The 24,112-nt window shown below is 55.4% G+C and carries 15 protein-coding genes and 1 other RNA gene; 8 read left to right on the forward strand and 8 right to left on the reverse strand.

The features are described from left to right. Positions 1-36: 36 nt before the first annotated feature. The 5 genes from AWT75_RS20800 to AWT75_RS07710 all read left to right on the forward strand — a co-directional run bounded on the left by AWT75_RS20800 (position 37) and on the right by AWT75_RS07710 (position 12,316). Positions 37-453: a DUF4258 domain-containing protein gene (locus AWT75_RS20800; protein ID WP_082696001.1), complete on the forward strand. Its 417-nt coding sequence runs from the start codon at positions 37-39 to the stop codon at positions 451-453. 29 nt (positions 454-482) lie between these two features. Then, positions 483-782, forward strand: coding sequence for a hypothetical protein (locus tag AWT75_RS07695; RefSeq protein ID WP_082696002.1), 300 nt, complete (start codon positions 483-485; stop codon positions 780-782). Positions 783-816: 34 nt separating this feature from the next. Further along, positions 817-2,421, forward strand: coding sequence for a DNA recombination protein RmuC (locus AWT75_RS07700; protein WP_062788641.1), 1,605 nt, complete (start codon positions 817-819; stop codon positions 2,419-2,421). Between the two features lie 200 nt (positions 2,422-2,621). Next, positions 2,622-6,044: an STY4851/ECs_5259 family protein gene (locus AWT75_RS07705; protein ID WP_062788643.1), complete on the forward strand. Its 3,423-nt coding sequence runs from the start codon at positions 2,622-2,624 to the stop codon at positions 6,042-6,044. Beyond that, positions 6,041-12,316 carry a DEAD/DEAH box helicase gene (locus tag AWT75_RS07710; RefSeq protein WP_062788646.1) on the forward strand — a complete coding sequence of 2,092 codons (6,276 nt, stop codon included), beginning with the start codon at positions 6,041-6,043 and terminating at the stop codon, positions 12,314-12,316. The genes AWT75_RS07705 and AWT75_RS07710 overlap by 4 nt, the downstream gene beginning before the upstream one ends. Before the next feature lie 933 nt (positions 12,317-13,249). Here AWT75_RS07710 and AWT75_RS20805 read toward each other — a convergent pair. The 6 genes from AWT75_RS20805 to AWT75_RS07745 form a co-directional block, all read right to left on the reverse strand. Beyond that, on the reverse strand, positions 13,250-15,091 hold the full coding sequence (locus AWT75_RS20805; protein WP_082696003.1) for a DUF927 domain-containing protein: 1,842 nt from the start codon (positions 15,089-15,091) through the stop codon (positions 13,250-13,252). After that, entirely contained in the window at positions 15,084-16,349 is a 1,266-nt protein-coding gene (locus AWT75_RS07730) for a DUF7146 domain-containing protein (protein WP_239689508.1), read from the reverse strand. The genes AWT75_RS20805 and AWT75_RS07730 overlap by 8 nt, the downstream gene beginning before the upstream one ends. After that, positions 16,300-16,611: a helix-turn-helix transcriptional regulator gene (locus AWT75_RS20810; protein ID WP_338021292.1), complete on the reverse strand. Its 312-nt coding sequence runs from the start codon at positions 16,609-16,611 to the stop codon at positions 16,300-16,302. The genes AWT75_RS07730 and AWT75_RS20810 overlap by 50 nt, the downstream gene beginning before the upstream one ends. A 358-nt stretch (positions 16,612-16,969) precedes the next feature. After that, a complete protein-coding gene (locus tag AWT75_RS07735; protein ID WP_062788658.1) occupies positions 16,970-18,187 on the reverse strand; it encodes a tyrosine-type recombinase/integrase in 1,218 nt (405 codons plus the stop codon). A 163-nt stretch (positions 18,188-18,350) separates the two neighbouring features. Then, positions 18,351-18,715: a transfer-messenger RNA gene (ssrA, locus tag AWT75_RS07740) on the reverse strand. 68 nt (positions 18,716-18,783) lie between these two features. Next, positions 18,784-19,233 carry an OmpA family protein gene (locus AWT75_RS07745; RefSeq protein ID WP_062788660.1) on the reverse strand — a complete coding sequence of 150 codons (450 nt, stop codon included), beginning with the start codon at positions 19,231-19,233 and terminating at the stop codon, positions 18,784-18,786. Between the two features lie 253 nt (positions 19,234-19,486). Between AWT75_RS07745 and AWT75_RS07750 the strand changes: the two genes are divergently transcribed. Next, positions 19,487-20,170: a M24 family metallopeptidase gene (locus tag AWT75_RS07750; protein WP_062788669.1), complete on the forward strand. Its 684-nt coding sequence runs from the start codon at positions 19,487-19,489 to the stop codon at positions 20,168-20,170. Positions 20,171-20,236: 66 nt separating this feature from the next. On the opposite strand, the gene AWT75_RS07755 is transcribed toward AWT75_RS07750, so the two are convergent. Beyond that, positions 20,237-20,701, reverse strand: coding sequence for a DUF2846 domain-containing protein (locus tag AWT75_RS07755; RefSeq protein WP_045847006.1), 465 nt, complete (start codon positions 20,699-20,701; stop codon positions 20,237-20,239). Between the two features lie 196 nt (positions 20,702-20,897). On the opposite strand from AWT75_RS07755, the gene yjjJ reads away from it, so the two are divergent. After that, the gene (yjjJ, locus tag AWT75_RS07760) at positions 20,898-22,202 is read left to right on the forward strand and encodes a type II toxin-antitoxin system HipA family toxin YjjJ (RefSeq protein ID WP_062788663.1); all 1,305 of its coding nucleotides are present in this window, start codon (positions 20,898-20,900) and stop codon (positions 22,200-22,202) included. A gap of 129 nt (positions 22,203-22,331) precedes the next feature. Beyond that, positions 22,332-22,952 (forward strand): hypothetical protein, encoded by a 621-nt coding sequence (locus AWT75_RS07765; protein ID WP_062788665.1) that lies wholly within the window; start codon positions 22,332-22,334, stop codon positions 22,950-22,952. A gap of 53 nt (positions 22,953-23,005) precedes the next feature. On the opposite strand, the gene AWT75_RS07770 is transcribed toward AWT75_RS07765, so the two are convergent. Continuing rightward, on the reverse strand, positions 23,006-23,692 hold the full coding sequence (locus AWT75_RS07770; RefSeq protein WP_153013270.1) for a hypothetical protein: 687 nt from the start codon (positions 23,690-23,692) through the stop codon (positions 23,006-23,008). Between the last annotated feature and the right edge of the window lie 420 nt (positions 23,693-24,112).

Raw genomic sequence — 24,112 nt, forward strand, 5'->3', positions numbered from 1 at the left:
GGCTCTAGTGGGGTATACCCAACCAGGAGCCGCGCCATGATAACCGCATCACCGCAAGCCCTTGCCAATCATCCTCTGGTACCCCACGCCTGGCAGCGTATGCAGCAGCGTGGCATTGCGCCTGCATTGGTGGAGCAGGTGCTGCGTTATGGCCGGGTGATCTATGCGCGTGGCCTCTGTTTCCGGGTAGTAGGCCGTCGTGAAGTGGATTTCTTTGCTGCACGCGGCATCAATCTGCGCGCTGCTGAAGGCATACACGTGCTGGTGCAGCCGGACGGTTCTGTCCTCACCACTTATCGCAACCATGACTTGCGCGCCTACGTCCACGTAAACGCAAGCATGCGATGCATCACTGATTCCCTTTTTCATAAATCCAACGGAGCCTATTGCTTATGCAAGCCCACATCGCCCTTGATCACGTCCGCCATTCCCTGTGCCAACGCCTTGGCCTGACCGCCCTCGATCATCCGCTGCGCAGCAAAGTGCAGTACTTCCGCACACCGGCTGGACGGGTATTCGGCCTGCGGGTAGGTGACCTGGTGGCCGGCCGCTTCAACCATAAGAGCATTGAGCTGATTCTGGAGCCGGTTTGCTTGCCAGCCAGCTTGGCCAGCCATGCGGAGTGTCTGGTGCAGCCGTATCGTGGCAGCTCTACCCGCCAGCCCAGCAAGGGCGTTGATTTGAAAGATGCGCAGACGCGGGTGCGGCTGGATAGCTTGCTGGCGCTGGACGCTTTGCTGGCTTGGTACGCCAGCAGCCAGCAGCCTGTGCACGCAGCCTGATTTGTTGTCCTCATTTACCGGAGAGCCCGTACCAATGCCCCAGTCCCTTTTCTATCTTGTGTTGTTTGTTGCCTTGTCACTGTTGGGTGTGCTGTGGCAGATGCAGCGTAAACAGCAGCGGCTGTCTGCATTGCTGGCCAAGCAGGATTGGCAAAGCCAAAGCCAGCAACCACTGCTGGATAAGCTGCAAAACGATAACGCCGCACTGCAAGGCCGGGCGCAGGCGCTGCAGGACAGCTTGCTGCACAGCCAGCTACAAGGAGAGCGGCAAGCAGCTGAGCTGGAACAGCATCAGCGGCTAGTGCCGGCGCTCAGGCAAGAGCTGTTGGCCGCTACGCAGCAGGTGCAGGATGTGTTACGCGATGCGGCGGAGCTGAAGACGCGGATTGGTCAGCAGGAAGCCAGCTTGCAGGCGACCACCGCCAAGTGTCAGGAGGCGCAGAACGAGCTGGCGGACTGGCGGCGGCGCAGTCAGTCCGCCGAGGCCGCGCTGGCCAGTGTGCGCGCGGAAAATGCCGAGCTTCAAACACGGCTGGATGCCGAGCGTGAACAGGCCATTGAAAAACTCAAGCTGTTGCAACAGGCCCGGGAGCAGTTGTCTGACCAGTTTCGTGTGTTGGCTAACCAGATTCTGGAAGAAAAAAGTGCCCGTTTTGCCGAGCAGAACAAAACCTCGCTGGGGAGCTTGCTGGAGCCGCTGCGCGAGCGCATAGCCGAGTTCCAGTTGCGGGTGGAGCAGACCTACGACAAGGAAAGCAAGGAACGATTGAGCTTGCAAAACGAGGTGGCGCGCCTGGCGGCATTGAATCAGCAGATTAGTGCCGATGCGGTCAACCTGACCCAGGCACTCAAGGGCAGTAACAAGACACAAGGCACCTGGGGCGAGCTGGTGCTGGAGCGGGTGCTGGCGTCTTCGGGTTTGCGCCGGGGGGAGGAGTACGTGTTGCAGGCGGCGCTGGGCAATGACGATGGCGCGCTGCTGCGGCCGGATGTGATTGTGCATCTGCCGGAAGACAAGCACATGGTGATTGATTCCAAAGTTTCGCTCACCGCCTACGAGCGCTATGCCTCGGCCAGTGATGAGGCGACGCGGGTGGAGCAACTGCGTTTGCACTTGGCCTCGGTACGGCAGCAGGTGCGCAACTTGTCCGAGAAAAACTACCAACAGTTACATGGCTTGCAGTCACTGGATTTCGTGCTGATGTTTATTCCGGTTGAGCCTGCCTTCATGCTGGCGGTGGCTGAGGATGACACGCTGTTTGCAGATGCCTTTGAGCGCAATGTGTTGATCGTCAGCCCCAGCACACTGCTGGCGACACTGCGCACCATTGCCAGCATCTGGCGCCGTGAAATGCAGGGGCGTAATGCTCAGGAGATTGCCCAGCATTGCGGCCGTCTGTATGACAAGTTTGTCGGCTTTGTCACGGACCTGGAGGAGATAGGCAAACGGCTGGATGCCGCGCAAAAAGCCTATGGCATGGCACACAACAAGCTGGTGGCCGGGCGTGGCAACCTGATTGCCCAGGCGGAAAAAGTGCGCAAACTAGGTGTGAAGCCTTCCAGACAAATCCGGGTGGATTTGCTGACCGATGAGGAGGACATGTCCTTACCTGCCGCCAGTCAGAGCGAATGTGTTTGAGTGAGATATAGCCTGAAAGAGCAGGCTTGATGTGTTTTCATGTTCAAATCATATGCGAATGTGATATTTTATCGGGCTTTGCCTTGCCGGTGCCTGCTATGCCGCTTTATCTGGTTTTTCAGAAAAATTGGCATTTCAGTCATTGAGGCCATTCAGCCAGATCATTAAGTCCTGTTTCACGATTGGATAAGGGAGTACGCATGCAAGTTGCCACCAGGTTGGTTTCGCCCTTTGCAGGCTGGTTGGTATCCATGTTGCAGACGCGTGGTTTGCAGCAGCCGGATGGTCGTCCGCTGTATCGCTATCGTTTGACTGAAGCAGAATTCGACAGCTTGGCCCAGTTGCTGAACAGCCGGGCCCAGGCAGATATCCACTTATTGGCCAAACAAAACGGTTTTTGTGCCTGTTGGTTTCTTTTCGCCGCAGAATGGTGGCGGCGCCAGTATGCCGGTGGGGCCTGGGCCTGGGGACCCATCTTGCAAGGCGCTGGCATCCGGCAAGAAGTCTCCCATAACACGCGGGGTGATTGGGTGAATGTGGCGGTGGCTTATTGGCAGCTGGATGACAAGATTGCCAGCGGCAAACGCTTTCTGGGGCGGGTGGTGTCAAATGGTGGACTGCCATTGCGCTTGCTGCATGAGGCGGCTTCCGGTGTCACCCGGCTATTGAATATGGTGCAGCATGAAATGGCTGTCAGCCGCGTGCCGATGAGTGATGAGCAAGTGCTGGCGGCGCTTACGGAAGGCGCGCGCTATTTGCCGGAGAGCTATCGCCAGAAACACGTGCTAGAGCTGCTGGCTGAGGTGTTGCAGACCGTCAAGCGGCTCAATGGCAAGTTGGGCAGTGCTGAAGGTGAGGACCCGGTAGCGCGCCTGGATCGATTGCATCCGGGCTGGATAGATGAGTTTCCACTGCAGCTGGCACCGGAACATGCCCGTTCCTTGCTGGGTGGCCTAGTGCGTCGGGCACAGGCCAATACCGAAACGCGCCTTTTTCACATCGTGCGTCAGCTGCGTTTTGATTCTCAGGGGCGGCCAGCCCGGTTGGAAACCGTACTGGAAACGGCCAACCGTATCGAGATGGCCCGCCTGCTGTGTTTGCTAGGGTGGGATGGTGAGATTGAGGATCACCATAGGCTGCCGGCTTCTATTGATTTGGTGCTGGTCTGCGATATGACATCTTTGCCGGTAGGCCGGTTGAACCGGCGCGACGGTGTCTATCAGATCCATGTCGAGCGGCCCAGCTTGCCGTCTAGCTGGCTGGGGCAGGATATCCGGCTTGAGCTATCACGCTTTGGCGAGTCACTGGGGCATATCGAACTACCGGGTGGTGACGCGCCTGATACCCAGCAGCCCTGGGTGTTTGAAGACAGCGTACCGGTAGCTCGCTTGCTGGGCGTGGGCAGCATGCGCTTGCGGGATAGCCGCTGCATCGTGCTGTCTTCGCCGGAGGCGACGGTATTTCACTTGCTGGAAGATCCTGTGTCCTTGGGCATGCTCAATGAGATGCAGGTTGTACGCAGTGGTAGCGGTGCGTTAACCGTCACCATGCAGGCCATTTCCTATCAAATTGTTTGTGGTGATAGCACGGCCAGAGAGGCGGGTACGCTGGTATGGTATGGCCGCCAGCTGGCCCATTGCCAGTCCATTCCGTCCCGGGTATTCGCTGGCGATGAGGACGCCTATGAGGTCTTGCCAAGCGGAGAACGGCGCAAGATTCCGCGTAGTGAGTTGTTTTGGCAATTTGAACGCGGGAAGTTTCTGCCGTTTACCGGCCCACGTCAGCCTGGCTGCGGCTGGCTGATCTGGAAGCAGGCCAGCCAGATCAAAAACCGGGTAAAAGCGGTTTGCCTGCCCCCCACTGCCAAAATTCGTATCGAACCTGAAACCAATGGCCTGAATGATGGGGCGATTGTATTGCAAGACTGGCCGGTGGTGTCGGTATCGGTGCTGTCTGACACCGTCGCGATGCAGGCAACACGTAGCGGCAATGACTGGACATTGCGTTGTCGCAAACTGACCGCTACCCCGCCTGTGAGCCTGATGCTGGCATTGCGTTGGCCAGGGGGCGCCACGCAGCGGCTAACCTTGCCTTATCCGGTGGATGGGGCCTTCCTGTACAACGATCAGGGCGAGGCAGTCACACCCGGCCAGCAGCTGTCGGTGGCGGATTTACTGCATTTAAATATCCGGGTGCAGTGTGCTACGCAACGTCGCTGGAAAGTGTATTTGCAGCTGTTAGACAGCCATGGCCAGGAGCTCACGGCGCGTGAGTTTCCGGTCAGGTTTGCCGCCGACAGTATCGTGACGGATTTGCGCTTGTTTGAATTGCAGAATGATGTGCTGGAATTACTGGCCAGCGTGGATGAGCTGGACGCACAAGTGCGTATCAGCATCCGGCGCGATGGCAGTGAGCGTTGCAGTCTGATGGTGGCACGTTACCGCCATCGGCTGCTCCGCGAGCCAGGTCATGTTGCGCTATCGCATATCGCGCCCCTGCCTGCTGACGAAATCTTGCGAAGTACCCGTTTGCTAGCCTTGCCGATGTTGGCACCAGATAGCCAGCCGCTTGAGTTGGAGGCCAGACAGTCAGAGCTGGCTTGTACCGGGCGCTGGGTGTTTGATGAGGCCCGGGTCGACCCTGGCGTATGGTTGATCTATCCGGCGTCAGGGACAGCTTTGGATTGTCGGCCAATTGCCTGGTATGTGCCACCGCGCTTTGCGGGTCCTGCGCCGCGCTATGAAGGGCTTCTCGCAGCCATGACGTTGACGTCTCGCCCGGAGCGGCTGACGGCCTTGTGCCGGCAGTTTGACATTATGGCTGACAATCCATCTCATCCGGACTGGCAACGGGTCCGCCAGTATGTCAATCAGCTAGGCCATTTGCCATTGGCGGGGCTGGACTTGTGGGTCGCCTTAAGCCAGTGTCCGCGTGCAGTCATTATGGCGCTGCTAATAGTGGATGAATTTGCCGATCGCATTGCTCATCGGCTAAGTGGCGAGCTGCCGTTTGAATGGATCCTGACTGCCCCACAAGACTGGTTGGCTGCGGTATCAATCGCAGCATCGAGCTTGGCTGGCACGGATGAGCGCGAGAGAAGAATGTTACGACGTGAATTCGAAGTGAAACTTGAATGGCTACGTCGCATTTACCCATCCATGGAGCTTTCTATATCCCTTGCTCTATCACGCGGATTATTGCGCAAACAATCTCCTGAAGTCGAACTACTACTTGCGGAGCCTGAAAGCATTCGTCATCCCTGGCTCGAGCGTTTGGTTGGGGCCGAATGCAGTGATGTTCAATGCATGCTACAGCGAGTTAGTGGTGCGGAACGTGGGCCCGCAGAGCTGAAGTCTTACGCCCGTAGATTTGCTGACTCAGTGAGAGGTAAGCAACTACTGAAGAATTTTCGTGTACCTCAAGATGACTGGAAATACCCGCTCGCTGTAGTTCCCCTTGCTGTTGCTTACGACATAGCAGAGGGGCGGGTACCTGATTGGTTGGGAAATCGTGGCCGGATGGTTGCCTTGCGCAACTACCGTAGTTTCGATGCCCACTGGTTTGATGAAGCTTATAAAGTGGCGCTGGTATGCGCCTTTGACGATGGACTGATTAACGTATGACTGCAGTTTACCGCCCCTATGTCGAACCTTTGATTCAGGCCCACCGTCAGCGTGGCGTCCGTTCTGTATTGAGTTTGCTTGGCATTGCCAACGATGGCATGCGCCAACGGCTGGCACAGATGCTGGGTGGCCAGCCCGGCAGCCGCAATGCCTTGCTGGCGGATCCTGTGTTTGAGCCGACATTTGGTTGGCAAGAGTCGGCCGAGACCCTGGCTGACTTGCCTGCCGCATTGTTGCATCCACGCTTGAAAGAGGCTCTGGCTTATCCTCCAGCCCAATTGGCTGAAGAGTATGCCTTTCCCGCTAGCCGCCATCCCTACACCCATCAGCTGGAAGCCTGGCAAACCCTGGCCACAGAGCCGGCCCGTTCGTTGGTGGTGACCAGCGGTACCGGTTCGGGCAAGACCGAATGTTTTCTGGTGCCCATCCTGAATCGTTTAGCACATCAGTCGGCGCAGCAGGGGCGCTTGCAAGGCGTGCGGGCCCTGTTCATCTATCCGCTTAATGCGCTGATTGCCAGCCAGCAAAACCGCCTGGATGCCTGGACCGATAAATTTGATGGTGCGCTGCGCTACTGTTTGTATACCGGCAACTTACCCAATGAGGGCAAGGAAATCGAGAGAGAAGGTTTCAAGGGTCGCTTGATCGACCGCAAGGAGCTACGTAAATCAGCGCCCCCCATATTGGTGACCAATGCCACCATGCTGGAGTACATGCTGATCCGCCGCGACGATATGCCCATCCTCGAGCAGTCTCAGGGCAAGCTGGAGTGGATCGTGTTGGACGAGGCGCACACCCATATGGGTTCCCAGGCGGCGGAAATGGCGCTATTGCTGCGCCGTACCATGGCAGCCTTTGGGGTTAAGCCGGAGAACGTCCGTTTTGTTGCCACCTCGGCCACCTTTGGCAATGACAGTGAAACCACCGAGAAACTGCGGGCATTTCTGGCCGATATGGCCGGTGTCAGCAAATCACAGGTGCATGTGGTGCATGGTAGCCGCCACATTCCGGCGCTGATTCACCAGGAAGATGCCAAACATACCTTGTCGGATCTGCTGGCCATTGACGCGGACTGTGAAGTCAGTCCGGCCCGTTATCAGGCATTGGCAAACAATTCGCTGGCGGTCAGGCTGCGCCAGTGCTTTATCGCGGGAAACGCTACGCAGCCCCGTAAATTGTCAGAACTGGTCAAGGAGACCGGATTAAGTGCACCGCAAGTGCTCGCCTGGATCGATTTGTTATCCGGTACATCTGATGGCGTACGGTTTTTCCTGCCCTTGCGCATTCACCTGTTCCACAACATTCTTTCTTCCATTGGTTGCTGTGCCAATCCGGCTTGCTCTGAGCGTGCCGAGGTATTGCAAAGCAGTGGTGACTGGCGCTTTGGTGAGTTGTATACCGATGGCCGCACGCGCTGTGACTGTGGTGCGCCAGTGCTGCCGATTGTGCAGTGTCTGGAGTGCAGTGAGTTGTACTTGCAAGCCACCGAGCGCAAGGGCCAGTTAAATGTGCCAACCCTGCCGCAGGATGACGGCTTCACGCTCAACCTGGATCAACATGACGATGATGAGCAGGCACAGGAGGGCGGTGTTGGTTCTGCCATTCTAGTGACCAATCAACATTGTGGCGATGAAACCGTTGAAGCCTGGTTGTCACTGGCAACCCATCGGCTTACCGGGGTGCCAGCCGATGGCACCGCGAAGCTGATCTATCATCCGGGCAGCCAAGACTGCCCCTGTTGTCATCAGTCCCGGCCTGGTGGCGTCATTCGCCGCATGGGCGTGGGGGCGCCATTCACCTTAAGTACAGTGATTTCAACCTTGCTGGAGTTCTGTCCGGAAGATCCGGACTTGCCGCTCACCAAGCCTTTCCGTGGCCGCAAGTTGATCTCGTTTACCGATAGCCGCCAGGGCACTGCCCGAATTGCGGTGAAGTTGCAGCAAGATGCCGAGCGGGCTTATGCACGTTCCTACATCTATCACAGCTTGCTTGCCAGTAAACCGTCAGCAGCGCTATCGGCAGATGAGCAGGATGAGCTGGACTATCTGCGTGAGAAACAGCAGGAGAATCAACCACTGCGCCCTTTCCAGCAAACGCGATTGTCCGAACTGCTAGACAAAGGTACGCAGTCGACAGCAGCAAAATTAAGTTGGTCACAGCTGAAGGATAAGCTGTCTAACGCGACCACGGTTCAGCATGAGCTGCTCAATTATTACCGCGCTATTTCCTCGGATATTGGTGATGGCGATGCCGCCTGTCTGGCAGAAATGCTGCTGCTGGCGGAGTTCTGTCGTCGGCCTAAACGGCAGAACTCGTTGGAAACCATGGGGCTGGTACAAGTGGCCTATCCGTCGCTAGCGACCATACAGACATTGCCACAGGCTTGGCCACGTAGTGCGAATGCCGCGCAGGACCTGCAAGACTGGAAGGATTATCTGAAAGCCTTGTTGGATTTCCATGTGCGTGAGAACAGTTTCGTTCGCTTTTCTCGCCCTGAGTTCAGCAGACTGATCGGACAAAAGGTCAGTCTGAAGACTTTGTTGCCACCTACGTCGCAAGAGAAAGAGTCCAACCGCATCAAGCGTTGGCCGCAAGTCAGACTGAGTGACCGTGATGAGAACACCGGCAAGGCTGAGGCCAGAACCCGCCAGGCCAGACCCATCGCCTTACTGACTATCGCGTTTGGCTGGACGGCGGAAGCTAACCGTACCGCCATTGATTCAATCTTGCAGACCGCCTGGGAGCAGCTGTGCGCCAGTAAAATCCTCAGTAAAGAAGGGGATGGCTTTGCACTGGATTTCAGCCAGCTGGAGCTGCAGCTATTAAGCAAGGCAGCCCTGTGTCCGCTAACCAGACGCTTCCTGGATACACCATTTAAGGGAATCACCCCCTATCAGACGGCCAGCCGCTTCACCGCCAAGGCGCTGCAATGGTTTGATATGCCCGTTTATGACCTGCCTTTTGGGGGGCATTTTGATCAGGGTGATGCCATTGCCAGGGCGCGGAGCTGGTTGGATGAAAACGTCGGTGTCTTGCAGTTGCGCGAGCTCGGTCTGTGGTCGGACTTGCATGACCGTATTGTCGAAGGTGCGCAATTCTTCCGGGCCGCCGAGCATTCGGCCCAGCAAAGTGCTGCCAGGCTGCGTCATTATGAAAAGTTGTTCAAGGCAGGCAAGCTGAACGTCATGAGCTGTTCCACCACCATGGAAATGGGCGTGGACATTGGTGGTATCAATGTAGTGGCAATGAATAATGTGCCTCCGCATCCAGCTAATTATTTGCAGCGCGCAGGTCGGGCAGGGCGCCGTCGCGAGGGGCGTTCTGTCGCGATGACGGTTTGCAAGCGCACGGCACATGATCAGGCGGTGTTTCAGGACCCGATTTGGCCATTCAAAAAGAAAGTCACCATCCCGGCCGTGGCCTTTAACAGCCATGATCTGATTCAGCGTCATGTCAACGCGTATTTATTGTCGCGCTGGCTGAAAAATCATCTGCAGGATGGCGAGCTGACCCGCTTTACCTGCTGGGCCTTCTTTAACCGGGATGGTCAGCACTCGGTGGCAGACCGATTTGACATGTGGTGCGCCAGTGCAGACAAACATCTGGCCGCATCCGCTGACCTGAGGGAGGTCTTGCAGAGTCTGATCAAGGCAACGGTGCTGGAAGGTAGCGCCTTGCTGCAGCTGATTGAGCAATGCCGTGTGCAGCTTAGTGCCATCTCGGCGCAATGGCTGGATACCGCCAGTGCTATTGAACAGCACAAGTTACAAGTTTTTGGCGATGACAAGGAGCAAACCAGTCCGGCCATCAAGGCTATAGAACTTCAGTTGCAGCGCTTGAACGAGGAGTATCTGCTGTCTGAACTGGCAACACGCAAGTTCTTGCCGGGCTATGGCTTCCCGACCGATATCGTACCCTTTGATAACCTGACCCTGGGGCAGCTAAGGAAGGAAGAGGAGCAGTCCAGGAAGCAGCAGCATCGTGAAGACAATCGTGGCCGCTACCGGCAATTGGCCTCCCGCGAGCGCGGCGTTGCCTTGCGGGAATATGCCCCGGGTGCCGAGATTGTGATGGATGGGCTGGTTTATCGTTCAGGCGGCATTACGCTGAACTGGCATATGCCTGCATCCGAAGATGCCATGCGCGAGATTCAACTCTTCAAACATGCCTGGCGTTGCACCCATTGTGGCGCCAGTGGTGATACGCGGGTGGGGAAACCAGAGAGTTGTGACCAATGCGGAGCGGTGCTGGACCCACAATGGATACTGCCTTATCTGGTGCCGTCAGGTTTTGCCGTGGATCTGTTCTCTGAACCGCATACTGATGTGTCCAAGCCGGTTTATGTCCCGATTGAACAACCTTGGTTGAGCGTATCAGGAGAGTGGCAGCCATTGTTGAACCCGGCATTGGGCATGCTACGCAGCAGTTGCGCTGCCCATCTGTTTACGCATAACAAAGGCCAGGGGCGTCATGGCTATGCGATTTGTCTGGAGTGTGGCCGTTCAGAACCCATGTTGGCAGCAGCAGACCCCGATGCGCCAGCAGACCAGCAATTCATGCCCAAGATGTTCCGGCCAGGCGAGATGCACAAACGCTTACGCGGTGGGCGTGGCAAAGATGGTGCCAAAGGTTACTGCACTGGTAGTGAGTCCGCCTGGAAAATCAAAACTGGGATTCATCTTGGGCACGATACGCTCACCGATGCCTGCGAACTGGTATTGAATCATGGTGTTACCGGGTTACCGGTAACGGACCCGGTAATTGCTTACACCTTGGCGGTAGCATTAAGAACAGTTCTGGCTCGGCATTTTGGTGTGCAGGAAGACGAGCTAGGTTGTACGGTGCGGCAGGTTTTGGTGCAAGATCGATTGCCTGCTTGTGCGATACAGATTTTTGATCAGGGTAGTGCCGGTTATACCTCTCAAGCCGACAGGATATTGCGTTCCGCTACTATCTGGGAGGAGGTGTATCAGCACCTGCAATGCAGCGTAAATAAGTGTGCGGCTGCCTGCGAACATTGCCTGATTACCTTTGATACCCAACACCATGTGGAATCATTGGATCGCTGCAAAGCCATTGAGTTTATGGATGCATCATGGCGGCTGGCCATGGCATTGCCCGATGAGTTCAAGTTATTTGGCTTGAGCAGTAATCTGGCGTGTGCCGAATTGGCTGAGGCCGTACGTCAGTACCAGATAAAGCATCCACGAGCTCAGCTCTTGTTCTGGCCTGAGGGCAGCTTTACTGACTGGGATGTGTCCATTGCTAATAGCCTATTTGGCCAACTGCGCCATAGCCTGTCTTTGGGTTACCAGATTGGGCTGGTTTTGCCATCGTCTGATCTGGCAACGCTAGATGAGGGGAGTCGGCGGAAGTTGGCGGCATTGTCAGAGCTAGGCTTGACCCTAGTCACGACGCCAGCCACCCGGGTCGAGAATCAACTGCTGAAGCTGGCGGTGCTGGCGCGTACCGACAACGGCGAGGTTATTGGCTGGGCTGTTCCTAAAACCTGCTCATTACAAGCCGATGAAACGTGGGCCTTTAGTCCTGATGGCATCCAGGTCATCGAAGGCAAACTTGATCAATGGCCGCCATTGCAGACAGTTCCTGCTGACGCCTTGCTGCTGGCTAGCCAGGAAGATCAACAGCTGACCATTACAACGCAATGCAATGGGCATTTACAGGGCTTTGGTGCACGGCTTTGGGGCTACTTGTGCGAGCACACCCCCAAGCTGGCACAGCTATTAGACGATGGCAGTAATGCGCTGACGGCGATTCGTTACTCTGATCGCTATCTGCGGTCGCCATTGGTCGTGGCCTTATTGCTCGATTTTTTACATGCATTAGGCAAAATGCCAGCAGGTGAGAATGGACTACCTGATATAGAACTGCACACTAGTCCCATTTCGCGCTATCTGGTCGAAGCAGCAGCCAAAGGCGCAACGTCTCAATACCGCCATCAAGACTGGACCAGCGAAGATGTGCGTAGCCGGGTGTTGGCAGGTGTTTTTGAATATGCCGCCATGCGGCTTGCCAGCAACCCTGTTATGCAGGGATGTCCCCATCCTCGCGAGCTATGGCTGACCTTTGCCCAAGGGCAGCAAGTCAGAATTTGCTTTGATCAAGGTGTTTCTTACTGGGCTTCTGCGAGTCGAGATACTTTTGACTTCCATGCTAGTATCGATCGGCAGATTGATGCGGTAGCCAATATGGCCGGGAGTGTATTTGGCAACTCTGCGCACGGAACCCATGTGTTTATCAAATTTCTTTAATAGCTTAACTTGGGGTAGTCAGCTGGCAAATTTAGGTGTAGCACGAGCAAGGTGGTGTATGTGTAGCAAGGCAAGTGGACTTGTTTTGCCACAGTCGTAATTGTGCCTGCCGATATTTTTTAGAGTTAAACTCCATTTGCACCGGTGTTGGTAAAGGATTGGGATGCTGAACGTCATATGTTTATCTTTTGCGCTACTAGTGGCTGTTACTGTATTTCGAGTCGTTGCTCATCGTCGCAGGGTTATCCTCCAAAAAGCTTACTTTCAGAGTCAATGGCCAACTAATCTAGTTTATGGCAAGGATGGAAAGTCAGTTGATTTTGATGCGTTTGAGTTGCCTGTCAGTATTTATGGTCGTCGAATTCGGCCCAAAAAACGGCTTTGCATTCTTAGTACGGATCGACGGAGGACTTTTTCTCGACGCTGGGTTAATTATCGGCGTACCTGTATTGATGATGCAGCTTTCCTACGGCAAATTACCCAAGGTAAAAGCCTTTGTCAGGCTATTGCTAGGGCAGGATGATTGGGAAGTATTACGCACGCGGATATGGGGAAAAAGGGATTCCTTTGGGAATTGCTTGGTATGGACGTGGTAGTCCTGCTGCAACCCTTCCAACTCAACTACATTCGTAGAAATAAACACATGGGAACAATGGGAACCTGGGAACAAGAGGCGTAATTCTTTGAAATGAATCAGATATTCTGTTCCCAGGCTGTTCCTGTTCCTAGGCTGTGTTCCACAACCTTGGCTGTATTTAGCAAACTTGTTCCCACCGTTCCCAACGTATCTCCCGGGCTTCATCGATGCTTGGGAACAGCCAAAATCCATGCAGGTTAAGGGTTCGAGCCAGGTTGGCCTGCGTGTTCCCATGTTCCCATCCGGTACTGCTTGTCTTGATGTATCGGATGGGGCTTAGGTTCAAGTACTACCATCTAGCAATCAACTATGTCCCTAGGAAATGAAGTCGGTTCAATATCTCTTGCTGTCATTACAAAATAACGCCCACCACTAGGATGTCTTGATGTTCGCGCTTTAAGGCCTCGCTCTGGTGGCTCACTTCCAGGCTTTAGCATCCCAGCCTTAGCTAAAACTTGGCATGCTTTCTTGCGGGAAAAGCCTTTGATAACTTCATCGTCAAATACTGACGGGAACAACAAAAATTCAGGCTCGCCATTTTGGTTATAACGACGGAATCCTGCTTGATTAACTGTGGCAGTAGGCGTCTTGCTTGCAGGCTGGGCCGAGAAGTGTCCTGCCTTGTTCTCAGGCATTTTCGAGTGAAATGATGGGGGCATCTCGCTAAAGCGGGATTGACCATGAAGATCCAGAAATAGTCGTGCTTGTCGTAGAATCGCGCCGTCCTCATGTCGTCCACAACCATTTTCAGCCAGCCACTCATTGAATATCCGTCGCATAGCTTCCGGACCGGTTCCAGTAGTCCAGCCAGTCAATCCAAGTTCAGTAGCTAGCTCCAGAGAAAACGACATTGCGGCAAATCGGGAGATAACACGGCGAGCCTGACCAGCAGCTTCAGGCGGCAGGCTATTTCGCCACTCCACTATAGCGTTGTTCAGTCTGGCGGAAATGGCATCACGATGTCGCGCAACGTAATCGATATAGGTTCTACCAACTGCGCCATGGTGAGCATTTGTGGCTTCTTTAATTGCCTCGGCTAGTTGCCCCGGACGCTTGTAATCATGCAAGTATTCAAAAGCGCCATAACCCGCACCAGCATCTGCAGGAATACTGACCAAGCGAATGTCTTGGCCCGCTTTTACGGTACGGCCAGCGCTACTCAGGAACTGACCAAGTGCATGTTCACCGGTAGAGAATACCAATACGCGATAGCGTGGTGTATGTCGGTTTCCTCCCTCCCTGGCTCCTTGTGCTTTGCCAGTTCCATTGAACAGTCGATATGCAGCCAGGCTGACTGCATCCGCACTACCTTGCCCAACTTCATCAAGAATCATGAGGCCATCATTTCGAGCGGCCGCACTATTTGCCAAAGCAAGTGGTGTAGAGTCCCAGTTAAGTGTTTGCAACTCCGGCGGTCCATACACAGAGGCGGCAATCAACGCGCAGGTTGTTTTACCTCCAGAGCTATCGCCATACAGATGAATACCGCCGGATTCCAGCTGGACCAGATCCAGCAGTGGTGCCACAAATGAACAACCTAGTGCCAGCAAGCAGCGCGAATTGCCAGCCGCCAAATGAGCAACGCTCCGCTTCCAACTTTCAGCGTCACCAGATACTGAGTAAGCACTGGCGGAAGAAGAGTCACCGTTATAAATAACAGGCTTGACCACTTCACCCAGGACATCGCCGGTTGGCAAAACATATCCACCGTGCTGCCAACCACCGCTTGCGGTGATGTGATGCATCTCGTCACATCCTTGGGTTTGGATGTACTCAGCCAAGCGCTCTTGAGCGTTACGACTCTGCATGATGGCAAGCCCAGCTCCTCGCAGTATGGCCCAGCCTTCCCGTTCGCCTGCCAAGCGCAATGGGAAGATCTCTAAATTCATTTTACTGCTCCCTCTACTACGCCATGACAGTAAGCGGTATTGCTGACCGGATTCATCCTCGCCGCGACCGACCAACTCCAAGCGATCACACAATCTAACAGGTGGTAATTCGCTGACATTGCCAGTATTCCTGTCGTACTTGATTCCAATGTATTCAACGCCGTCAGAAGTCAGCAGATATCTTGGTGCGGGTTCGAATTTTTCTGCTTCTGCTGCCCGTTTAAGAATCTCCAGATCACTTTTACCCATTGCATTGCTCCTTGGCGATATTCATAACATCCAGCCAGTCTGTGTCAGGTTTTGTCGGCGTAAGGATTCTTACTTGTCGCCCTTCGCTCAGCATGCGCATAGCCAGTTTTTGAGCTGCTTTCTGGCCTGTCTGACTCGTGTCGTTATCAGCCATGATGTAAATCTCGACTGCTGAAGCAGGAAGGTCAACCTGGGATAGGCCCCATGCCGACACAGTAGCCCAGCAAGGTAAATTGCTTCCCTCGTGAGCAGCCAAGGCTGTTTCGATGCCTTCAGCCAGTGCCAGTTTTCCCTCAGACACATCAAGCAAGCGAATGGCTGCACCGCGTAAATCACCTTGTCTCCCGACCGTTAGCTTTTTCACTTTCAGAGCTTCCCCAGTAACCGGGTGCTTGATATCTGCCTTGTTGCCATCGACTGTCAGGTAAGTGCGGTGTATGCCGACCAGCGTTCCATCAGGTGACAGGATGGCGGCTAGCATTGTTGGGTAATATCCCAGCAATGTCGGTGTGTTGTCCGTGCTTAGCCAGTATGGCAATGAGGGATGAATTCGCAGGGCCGCAGGGTAGTGGGTCAATGTCAGGCCGCGATTAGCCAAATAGCGGGCAACAGCATCTCCCTCTCGAACCGACAGACCCTCTTCCCACAATCTGGCGATCTTCGGCCGGTTGTCACATATCTCTTTTGTCTGCGAAGCATGCAGCGTAGGCCTGCTGGAAGGTATTGGCGCATTTGTAACGCCTAAACAGTTGGCCACGGCTTTTGCTGCTGTAAAGAAGTCACAACCCAGCCAATGCATCACGAGTGTGAAGCCGTCGCCTCCCAGGCTATCAAGCTTGCGGCAGACGAAGCGGCCTGTGCCCTTGTCAATGAATTGGAAACGGTCAGTTCCACCACAAGCAGGGCATGGTTGATTTCGCTTTTTGCCCAAGGTTTTGGCTGGTATGCCTAAACCCATCAGTATTTCAGGCCATTGACCAAAACTTTGGTTACGTACTTTCTGCAAATCGAGTTTATTCACCATCAGTCGTATCACTCGGATTGAGGATGTCTGACTGCCAGAGCCAGACATCCCTATATGAATAAAAGCAATGCAGGCATCTACGGCACTAAAGCGAGCTTGTTCTAATGCGTTCGGATACAAATCACTCAATGCCTGCCACCTTGCGGTCCAAAATAAATATGGGGGAATATGGTTCCCTTTGGGCTTACTCACCCAACTCGCAAGAGCCTTGTTCATCGATCCAGCGATGTACATCCTCAGCACGCCATGCTGTAACGCGCGCTGATAGTTTCAATGGCTTCGGAAAGCTACCTTTTGCCACCATTCTCCAAAGTGTCGAATCAGAAAAAGGTAGTACAGGTCTCAGATCTGCCAAGCGAACAAACCCGTTTGCGGGTAATAGACCATAGATTTGGCAGGAGTCATGGCCCAGAGAAGTAGCAGCCGAAGTGGTGGATTGGGTAATTGTGGAATTAATTTTCGCCTTCATTTGGAGCTCCATGTCGCGAGCCAACATAGGCGATAGAAATGCAAAAAGCGCACGAGTCTACCACCCATGATTGGTACACGGGTTCAGTAGCGCTCCTGCGCTTTGGGGTTAGATTTTTACTGACATTTAAGTCAGCTTTTTCAGACTATCAAGTTGTCTCACTAAGTGTCAACAGGGTTCAATAAAATTATTCATTATGATTGCAGACTGCCTTTGTATTACAAACCCAGTGGGTTAAACAAAGAAACCCACGAAAAACCCAGTGGGTTTTCAAAAATAACCGACTGGGTTTTTGATGTGTCATCTTTTACATGAAAAAGCCCGCCATTTTAGGCGGGCATCAGAAACCAACTTGGATCAGCAAGCCATCTGCTGGTAAATGTTTTCAGGCGATCTTGAGCAAGGAAGTTACCTTTGCTCCTGCTTTCAAGCTATCAAGATAATCCGCCCATGCCTGCATCATTTTGGTTCGTTCAGGCAAGTACTCGGCATAGTTGTAGGTTGCCCGGATGCTATTGCGCTCTGCATGGGCCATCTGGCGTTCGATGGCGTCACGGTTCCATCCCTGTTCATTCAGCAGGGTGGATGCCATATGGCGGAAGCCATGTCCGGTCATATCTTCTTTGCTGTATCCAAGCCGACGCAGTGCTGCATTGACCGTGTTGTCACTCATCGGCCGGCCATTCGTACGAGCGCCAGGGAATACATATTTGTTTCGACCGGTAAGGGCTTGCAGTTCAGCAAGTATGGTGACGGCTTGATGCGACAGGGGAACAAAGTGCTTTTCCCTCATTTTCATGCGCTCAGCAGGTATCACCCACATTGCGTTGTACAGATCAATTTCTTTCCATTCAGCTTGCCTTAGCTCCCCTGGGCGGACAAACACCAGCGGTGCCAGTTTGAGCGCACATTGCGTGGCAAATGTACCGCGATAGCCATCAATGGCACGAAGCAATTCGGCGATTTTTGAGGGATCCGTGATGGTCGGGAAAGATGTCTTGATTGCAGGCGCAATCGCACCGACAAGGTCTGCCGCAGGGTTGCGTTCTGCCCGACCGGTGGCTACTGCATAGCGGAATACTTGCCCGCAGTTCTGCATGGCTCGATGTGCAGTCTCGATAGCATCGCGTTTTTCGATACGCTGCAGGGTGGCCAACAATTCTGGAGCAGTAATGTCTGCAATAGGGCGACTACCGAGCCAGGGGAATATGTCCCGCTCCAGTCGGCGGATGATGCGGGTGGCGTGACCTTCACTCCATGTGGGCTTGTACTTGGTAAACCACTCTCGACTGACAGCTTCGAAACTGTTTGCAGCGTTTAGCTTGCTGGTTGCTTTGGTGACTTTACGATGCTCACCAGGGTCAATGTCCTCGGCAAGCAAACGACGAGCCTCGTCACGCTTTTCTCTTGCCTGTTTCAAGCTGGTGTCAGGATAGACCCCGAGAGCCAGCGTCTTGCGCTTGCCCAGAAAGCGGTAGTCGAGACGCCAGTACTTGCCAGTCTTGTTCACCAACAAATACATGCCTTTTTCATCAGCATATTTGGCGGGGGAACCATCCTCTTTGGGCTTGGAATTCTTGCAGGCGGTATCGGTAAGTGGCATGACGGTATCTGCTTCTGACGGTAGGTTACGTACCGCCAAAACTACCGACACCAGTGACGGTATGTCAATCACCGTAGTGACACGCATTGACACAATAAAAAACCCCGAGAGGCTTATTTCTCGGGGTTCTTGGCACACCGTGATACGGTGTGAAATGCTAATTTGGTGGAGGCGGCGGGAATCGAACCCGCGTCCGAAAGTCCTCTACAGTGAGTTCTACATACTTAGTCGTGTCATTTGGATTTAACCTCTGCTACGCCGACGGACAGGCTGAGCTTTGGCGAGTTACCTAAAGTTTCGCACCAGACCAAGTAACCCGGAAAGGCACTAGCAGATGTAAAGTGACACTACAGGGTTTTGACGCCCCCGGCCCATCTGCGAACCGTTGTAGTGTCTAGCCGGCCGTTAGGCTGCTAGAGCGTAAGTTTCGTCGTTTGCGACTAAAAAAATTCAGTGTTTTACGGGATGACTGAAATCCCGGTATGCCCCCATCTGCTTCGCAACCCCCGTCGAAACCAGGTCGCCCCCAGATAAGACTGACGATTATATAGATAAACCGTGCTCAGCACCAGCCCGGCTGTGCCGGGTGATCTGGCTTACTTGCTGGCGATCTGCACGCCCTGGGCGTCCTTGTCGGTGTTGTAGCGGACAACAAGGTGTTTTGCCGGTACGCCGGATGCCACCAGGAACTGTTTCACCGCCACGGCACGGGCGTGGGCCACGGCGCGGCCATGGTGGCAGTAACCACGGATAATCAGCTTCTTGCTGGACTGGAAGCTGGCAATCTGGCGCAGGATCTGGCCTTTGCCTGCCTCATCCAGCTCGCGGCTGTCGGCAGCAAACGGAATGAAAGACGGGTTGGCTGCCATATTGGCATCAATCTTCTTCTCCAGCGCGGCCTTGGCCAGGGCTGCGCTGTCCACCACCGGCTTGGCTGCTTGCGGTGCCACGGCTTGCGGGGCAACAGCGGGGGCTTGCGGCGGTTTGTGGCTGGAACAGGCAGACAGGGCAACAGTGGCAAGGCAGCAAAGCAGAATGCGTTTCATGTTGGTTTTTTCCAGTAGGGGAAGAGGAGGGTGCGGTAAGGCACCCATGCGCGGCACAGCGCCGCCTGTCTGTATAACGCGGTTAATCCCGGCGGGATGACAAGCCTGTATGGGAATTTGCTAATGTAATGCAGCTGTTGCCCCCGGCCATGTCGCAGCCGGGGCAAATGATGGCGTGCAAGGGCAGCCCGCCATGCTGCTGGCCATGCTAGTTTTGTGGCTGGTTTTCAAACTTTCCCGCACAGGAGGTGACATGCCCGCCACCGTGACACCCGGCCCGCAGGCCGTTGGCCCGCAGTATTCGCTTGGCAAGATGCTGCACGCCCGCGACCGCACCTTTGATGCCATTCACCGCATTGCCGCGCACATTCAACCCGGCATGACGGAGCAGCAAGCCAAGCAGCTGGCCAAGGCCACGCTGGAAGACATGGGCATGGAACGCATCTGGCACGCCATCGTCATCCGCTTTGGCAGTAGCACCCTGAAAACCTTCAAGCAGAAAAACGACCCGGACAATGTGCTGGGTGAGGACGATATCTATTTCATCGACCTGGGTGTGGTGTGGGATGGGCACGAAGGGGACAGCGGCGCCAGCTTTGTCACCGGCAATAACCCGGCCATGCGTGCTTGCGTGGATGCCTGCCATGCCTTGTGGCAGATGGTGAGCCAGTATTGGCAAGCCACCGGCTGTGCCGGGACTGCGCTATACGACTATGCTGCCGAGCGCGCGGCAGCGCTGGGCTGGCAGCTGAATCTGGAAGTGCGGGGCCACCGCGTGTCCGACTTTCCGCACGCCATTTATCAGGCGGGCAAACTGGGCGACTTTGCCGACTGTCCGGACGCCGGTGTGTGGATTCTGGAAATCCAGATCCGCCATCCATCCCTGCCTTACGGCGCGTTTTACGAAGACCTGCTGGTACGCCAGCCCGCGCCATGACGCCAGCGCAGCATGCAAAACGCCGGCAAGCGCCGGCGTTGAAATGTGTGACAGCCCGTTGCCAGATCAGGGCGTACCGTCGCAATGGCCGCCCTTGGCCAGTTCCAGCTTCAGCACGTCAGCCTTGCCTTGTTCTTCCGTCACCGGCTCCAGCCCGGCACCGCCCACAAACACGCCCAGCTTGATGTACTGGCGGACAAAGTAGTTACGGCCCGCTTCGGTCATCAATTCGATGGTGTTGGCAGAGAATTCCGATTCAGTGTCCAGCTTGTGCATCATCCCGCCAGCCACCTCGGTGCGGAAGAACACGTCCGGAGCACTTTCACCCACACACTTGCCATCAACAAAAATGTCTTTCTTCAGCGCCTTGCCCACAAAGCTGTTGCGGTAAATGTAAAGCCCGGCCTTGCCTGCGGAAGGGGCGGCAAAGGTTTTGGCGCGGGCGGATTCTTCTTTGGACGCCATGTCGACCGAGGCACAGCCGGTCAGCAGTGCGGCAGCGATAAGGGCAGCAGCGGTGCAAATCTTCACAACATTCTCCAGTGATGCGTTAACAAATATTTACATTTTACCGGATTATTCTCACGTCATGAAGATTAATGACAAATAATTTATCCGCAGCACTGCCATTACCAGGCAGGCACTGACAAATGTCCAGCTGGTGACGACTGCCCCTGCATTAACTACAATAGCTATTCATCTATCTATTCAAGTATTCATTCATGCCATGTCACGTCATGCCGAAACCCTGCGCCAGCAACTGGCTGGCGGACTGCGCACCGCGCGGCAACTTGTTGAAATAACAGGGCTAAGTCAGCCAACGGTGTCCCGTGCGCTGGCGGCGCTGGGTGACGATGTGCTGCGCCTGGGGGCCGGGCCAGCTATTCACTACGCACTGCGTGATAGCGCGCGCAGCCAGTTGGCGGTGCCGGTTTATCGTGTCAGCGATGCCGGGCAGATCGTGGAGCTGGGCCACCTGCTGCCAGTGCGGCCAGACGGCTTTGTCATGCAGCAGACCGATGGCGTATGGCTGCACAGCAGCGGGCTGCCGTGGTGGCTGGAGGACATGCGGCCGCAAGGCTATCTGGGCCGTGCCTATGCAGCGGCCCACGCCGTCAGCCTGGGCCTGCCTGCCAATCCGGAGCACTGGGGCGATGCCGACATCCTGCGCGCCTTGCTGGTCCATGGCCATGACATCATTGGCAACCTGCTGATTGGCGACGCCGCCCGTCAGCACTTCCTGTCCATGCCGCAGCCACAGCCGGTGGAGCGTGCCACGCACTATCCGGCGCTGGCGCTGGCTGCCAGCGCGGGCGAGCTGCCCGGTTCCTCTGCCGGGGGCGAACAGCCCAAGTTCTGTGCCTACACCGAGCACGGCCATGTGCTGGTGAAATTCACCGCCGCCGAAGACAACGCCGTCAGTCAGCGCTGGCGCGACCTGCTGCTGGCCGAGCACCTGGCACTGGCCATGCTGGGCGTCAGCACCAGCTTGTGGGATTTCGGCAGCCAGCGCTTTCTGGAAGTACCGCGCTTCGACCGCATCGGCCCGCTGGGGCGGGTGGCGGTGTTCTCCTTGCGTGCGCTGGATGCCGAATTTGTCGGCGCTGCCCATGCGCCGTGGCCGGTGGTGGTGCAACGGCTGATAGCGGCAGGCCATGTCACGCCCCAGTCGCAAGCCGGTGCCGCCTTGCTGTGGGCGTTTGGCACGCTGATTGGCAATACCGACATGCACAGCGGCAACCTGTCCTTCACCAGCCTGCATGGCCGCCCCTACCAGATGGCCCCGGCCTACGACATGCTGCCCATGGCCTTTGCCCCGCGCGGTGGTGGGGCACTGGCCGACACCTTGCCCGAGGCCAATCTGCGCGCCGAAGTGCCCGCCGACATCTGGCGACAGGCCCTGACGCTGGCGCAGGACTTCCACGCCCGGCTGCGGGCGCATGACGGTTTCTCCGCCCGTTTTGCTCCCTGCATTGCTGCGCTGGGCGCGCATATCGACACAGCCGCTGCGCGCATTGCGAGGCTGGGCTGAGCTGGTGAGTATTGATGGATATGTTCGGATTTGCTCAAGGTCATACAAGCTAGCAATGAATCCCTGATGGAATGACCGTGAATTGCAATTGATGCAAAATGGCTATTTTACTCCCTGCAAGGAAAAGTTATGGCCGGCCCTGTTGCAAAGAATTCAATTGTCAAAGCGTGTCTTGATGGCATTGAAAACGCACAAAATGCCTACAACGAAATGTCCGGCTCCTGGGTGTGCTGGGGTCCGGAATACTTCATCACCACCGAAATTGCGCGTTCGTTGGCCACGCTGGAAGGCACTAAATACATCACGCTAGAAAACGGCACCTATGCAGCACTGACAGATGCCAATGCCACCGGGCGCGGTAAGTTCCATCCTGATATTCGCATTGAAGGACGGGTCGACATTGTCCTGTGGTGGGCAAATGAAACACCCCGTGCGGTGATAGAAGTCAAAAACAATGTCCGCAATATTTCTAACTACCAAAGCGATATCAAGCGCATACAAACCATCCTGGCACGCAAAAGCGACCAAAGTACCCTCAAGTTTGGAGTGTTCGCCTTTTATACTGACTTTCGGGCTGAGGATCTGGGCGAAGCCAATGAGCGGCTTGCTCGCAGGCTGGACACCATTAAATCCAATGTCGACAAACTGTTAGGCCCAGGTTTTACCGCCACTATTGAGCACAATGAGGTCAAAGCCCCCGTCAATGGCTGGGCATGGGCTGCCGTTTGCGTAGTTATTTCCCGCAGCTGATGTTTGTTAACCCGGCCTACTACTGGCAAGTGTTAGGCCGGGATGGTTACTCCTCAGTCACCTTGTCTTGTTCCTGTCTCCGCCGCTTCCACCCGCCACGCCTGTTTGTGCATCCGTCTGGCCAATAGCTGATGGCAAGCCTCCGCCAGCCGCAGCAATTCGACATTGCTGCTGGGCAAACCATCCGGCGCGGCAATGTGCTGGGCCAAAGCCTGCAAGGGCGTGGCCTGGCTGTTGAGTGCCACCAGTCGGCCATGTGCATGGCGGCTGGCGTGGTTGGGGGTGTAATGCAGCGTCAGCAGCCAATGGCCGTGCTGCCAGCCTTGTCCCTGTTCCAGAACCGCACGTAATACCGCATGGCTGATCTGCTGCCCGGCCTCGGCGGCCATGGCCAGTGCCTGGTCGTGGCGTGGCGCGTCGCTTGGGCGTTGCTGCAGGGCGGGAAGGATTTGGCGGTTCAGCCAGTGGCGCAGCCGTTGTGTTGCCGGGCGATGGATTTGGCGCAGCGCCTGTTGCAGGGTGTTTTCCGGCCAGTAGTGTTGCTGGTTGTCGTGCTGTGGGTGCTGGCAGCCGGGGTGTTGTTGGAGGATGAGTTGCAGGCGATGGCGCAGCCGTGGGCCGAATAGTTGCAGGATGTCGTCACCGTGCAGGCAGCAGGTGTGGGGGTGGAGGTGCAGGCGGATGGGTTTGCCGAGGTAGGACAGGGTAAGGGGAGGGGGATGCAGCTTGGTTTCGGTCATGGCGATGTCCTTCACGTGCAATAGACGCAAGTTAATAGGTTGCTTACTTGGTTTTTTGCTGGTGATGGGTCGCCAAACCCGATGCGTTGTTTAACGCAAGTCTTGGAGGCTAGCGGTCAATATCCATTGCGGCAATAGATAGTTGTGCGAGTGGGATTGACCAATGGTTCAGCCCTAAGCGGGAATCCGCTGCGCGGATGATGTTTTGTGTTGCCGCTTCCGCGCGGCGGACGGGAAAGGGATCTTTGCTTGGCCAAAGATCCCTTTCATCCCTAAAGGCCACCCAGCAAGCATGGCCTGCGGCTGCCCGACAGGCCCCGACCGGTGCGAGGCGCGCCTGAACTCGCGATTTGCTAACGTCAAATCGCTCAGACATTGCAGGCGCTTAACACCTCGCCCCGGCCACCCGTCGGCATGCTT

Source organism: Aquitalea pelogenes (assembly GCF_001515305.1).
Classification (GTDB): Bacteria; Pseudomonadota; Gammaproteobacteria; order Burkholderiales; family Chromobacteriaceae; genus Aquitalea; species Aquitalea pelogenes.

Bases quoted from the DNA above. Each gene is read 5' to 3' on its own strand.
- AWT75_RS20800 (WP_082696001.1), top strand. From the start codon at position 37: ATGATAACCGCATCACCGCAAGCCCTTGCCAATCATCCTCTGGTACCC.
- AWT75_RS07700 (WP_062788641.1), top strand. From the start codon at position 817: ATGCCCCAGTCCCTTTTCTATCTTGTGTTGTTTGTTGCCTTGTCACTG.
- AWT75_RS07705 (WP_062788643.1), top strand. From the start codon at position 2,622: ATGCAAGTTGCCACCAGGTTGGTTTCGCCCTTTGCAGGCTGGTTGGTA.
- AWT75_RS07710 (WP_062788646.1), top strand. From the start codon at position 6,041: ATGACTGCAGTTTACCGCCCCTATGTCGAACCTTTGATTCAGGCCCAC.
- AWT75_RS20805 (WP_082696003.1), bottom strand. From the start codon at position 15,091: ATGGGTAAAAGTGATCTGGAGATTCTTAAACGGGCAGCAGAAGCAGAA.
- AWT75_RS07730 (WP_239689508.1), bottom strand. From the start codon at position 16,349: ATGTACATCGCTGGATCGATGAACAAGGCTCTTGCGAGTTGGGTGAGT.
- AWT75_RS20810 (WP_338021292.1), bottom strand. From the start codon at position 16,611: ATGTTGGCTCGCGACATGGAGCTCCAAATGAAGGCGAAAATTAATTCC.
- AWT75_RS07735 (WP_062788658.1), bottom strand. From the start codon at position 18,187: ATGCCACTTACCGATACCGCCTGCAAGAATTCCAAGCCCAAAGAGGAT.
- AWT75_RS07745 (WP_062788660.1), bottom strand. From the start codon at position 19,233: ATGAAACGCATTCTGCTTTGCTGCCTTGCCACTGTTGCCCTGTCTGCC.
- AWT75_RS07750 (WP_062788669.1), top strand. From the start codon at position 19,487: ATGCCCGCCACCGTGACACCCGGCCCGCAGGCCGTTGGCCCGCAGTAT.
- yjjJ (WP_062788663.1), top strand. From the start codon at position 20,898: ATGTCACGTCATGCCGAAACCCTGCGCCAGCAACTGGCTGGCGGACTG.
- AWT75_RS07765 (WP_062788665.1), top strand. From the start codon at position 22,332: ATGGCCGGCCCTGTTGCAAAGAATTCAATTGTCAAAGCGTGTCTTGAT.
- AWT75_RS07770 (WP_153013270.1), bottom strand. From the start codon at position 23,692: ATGACCGAAACCAAGCTGCATCCCCCTCCCCTTACCCTGTCCTACCTC.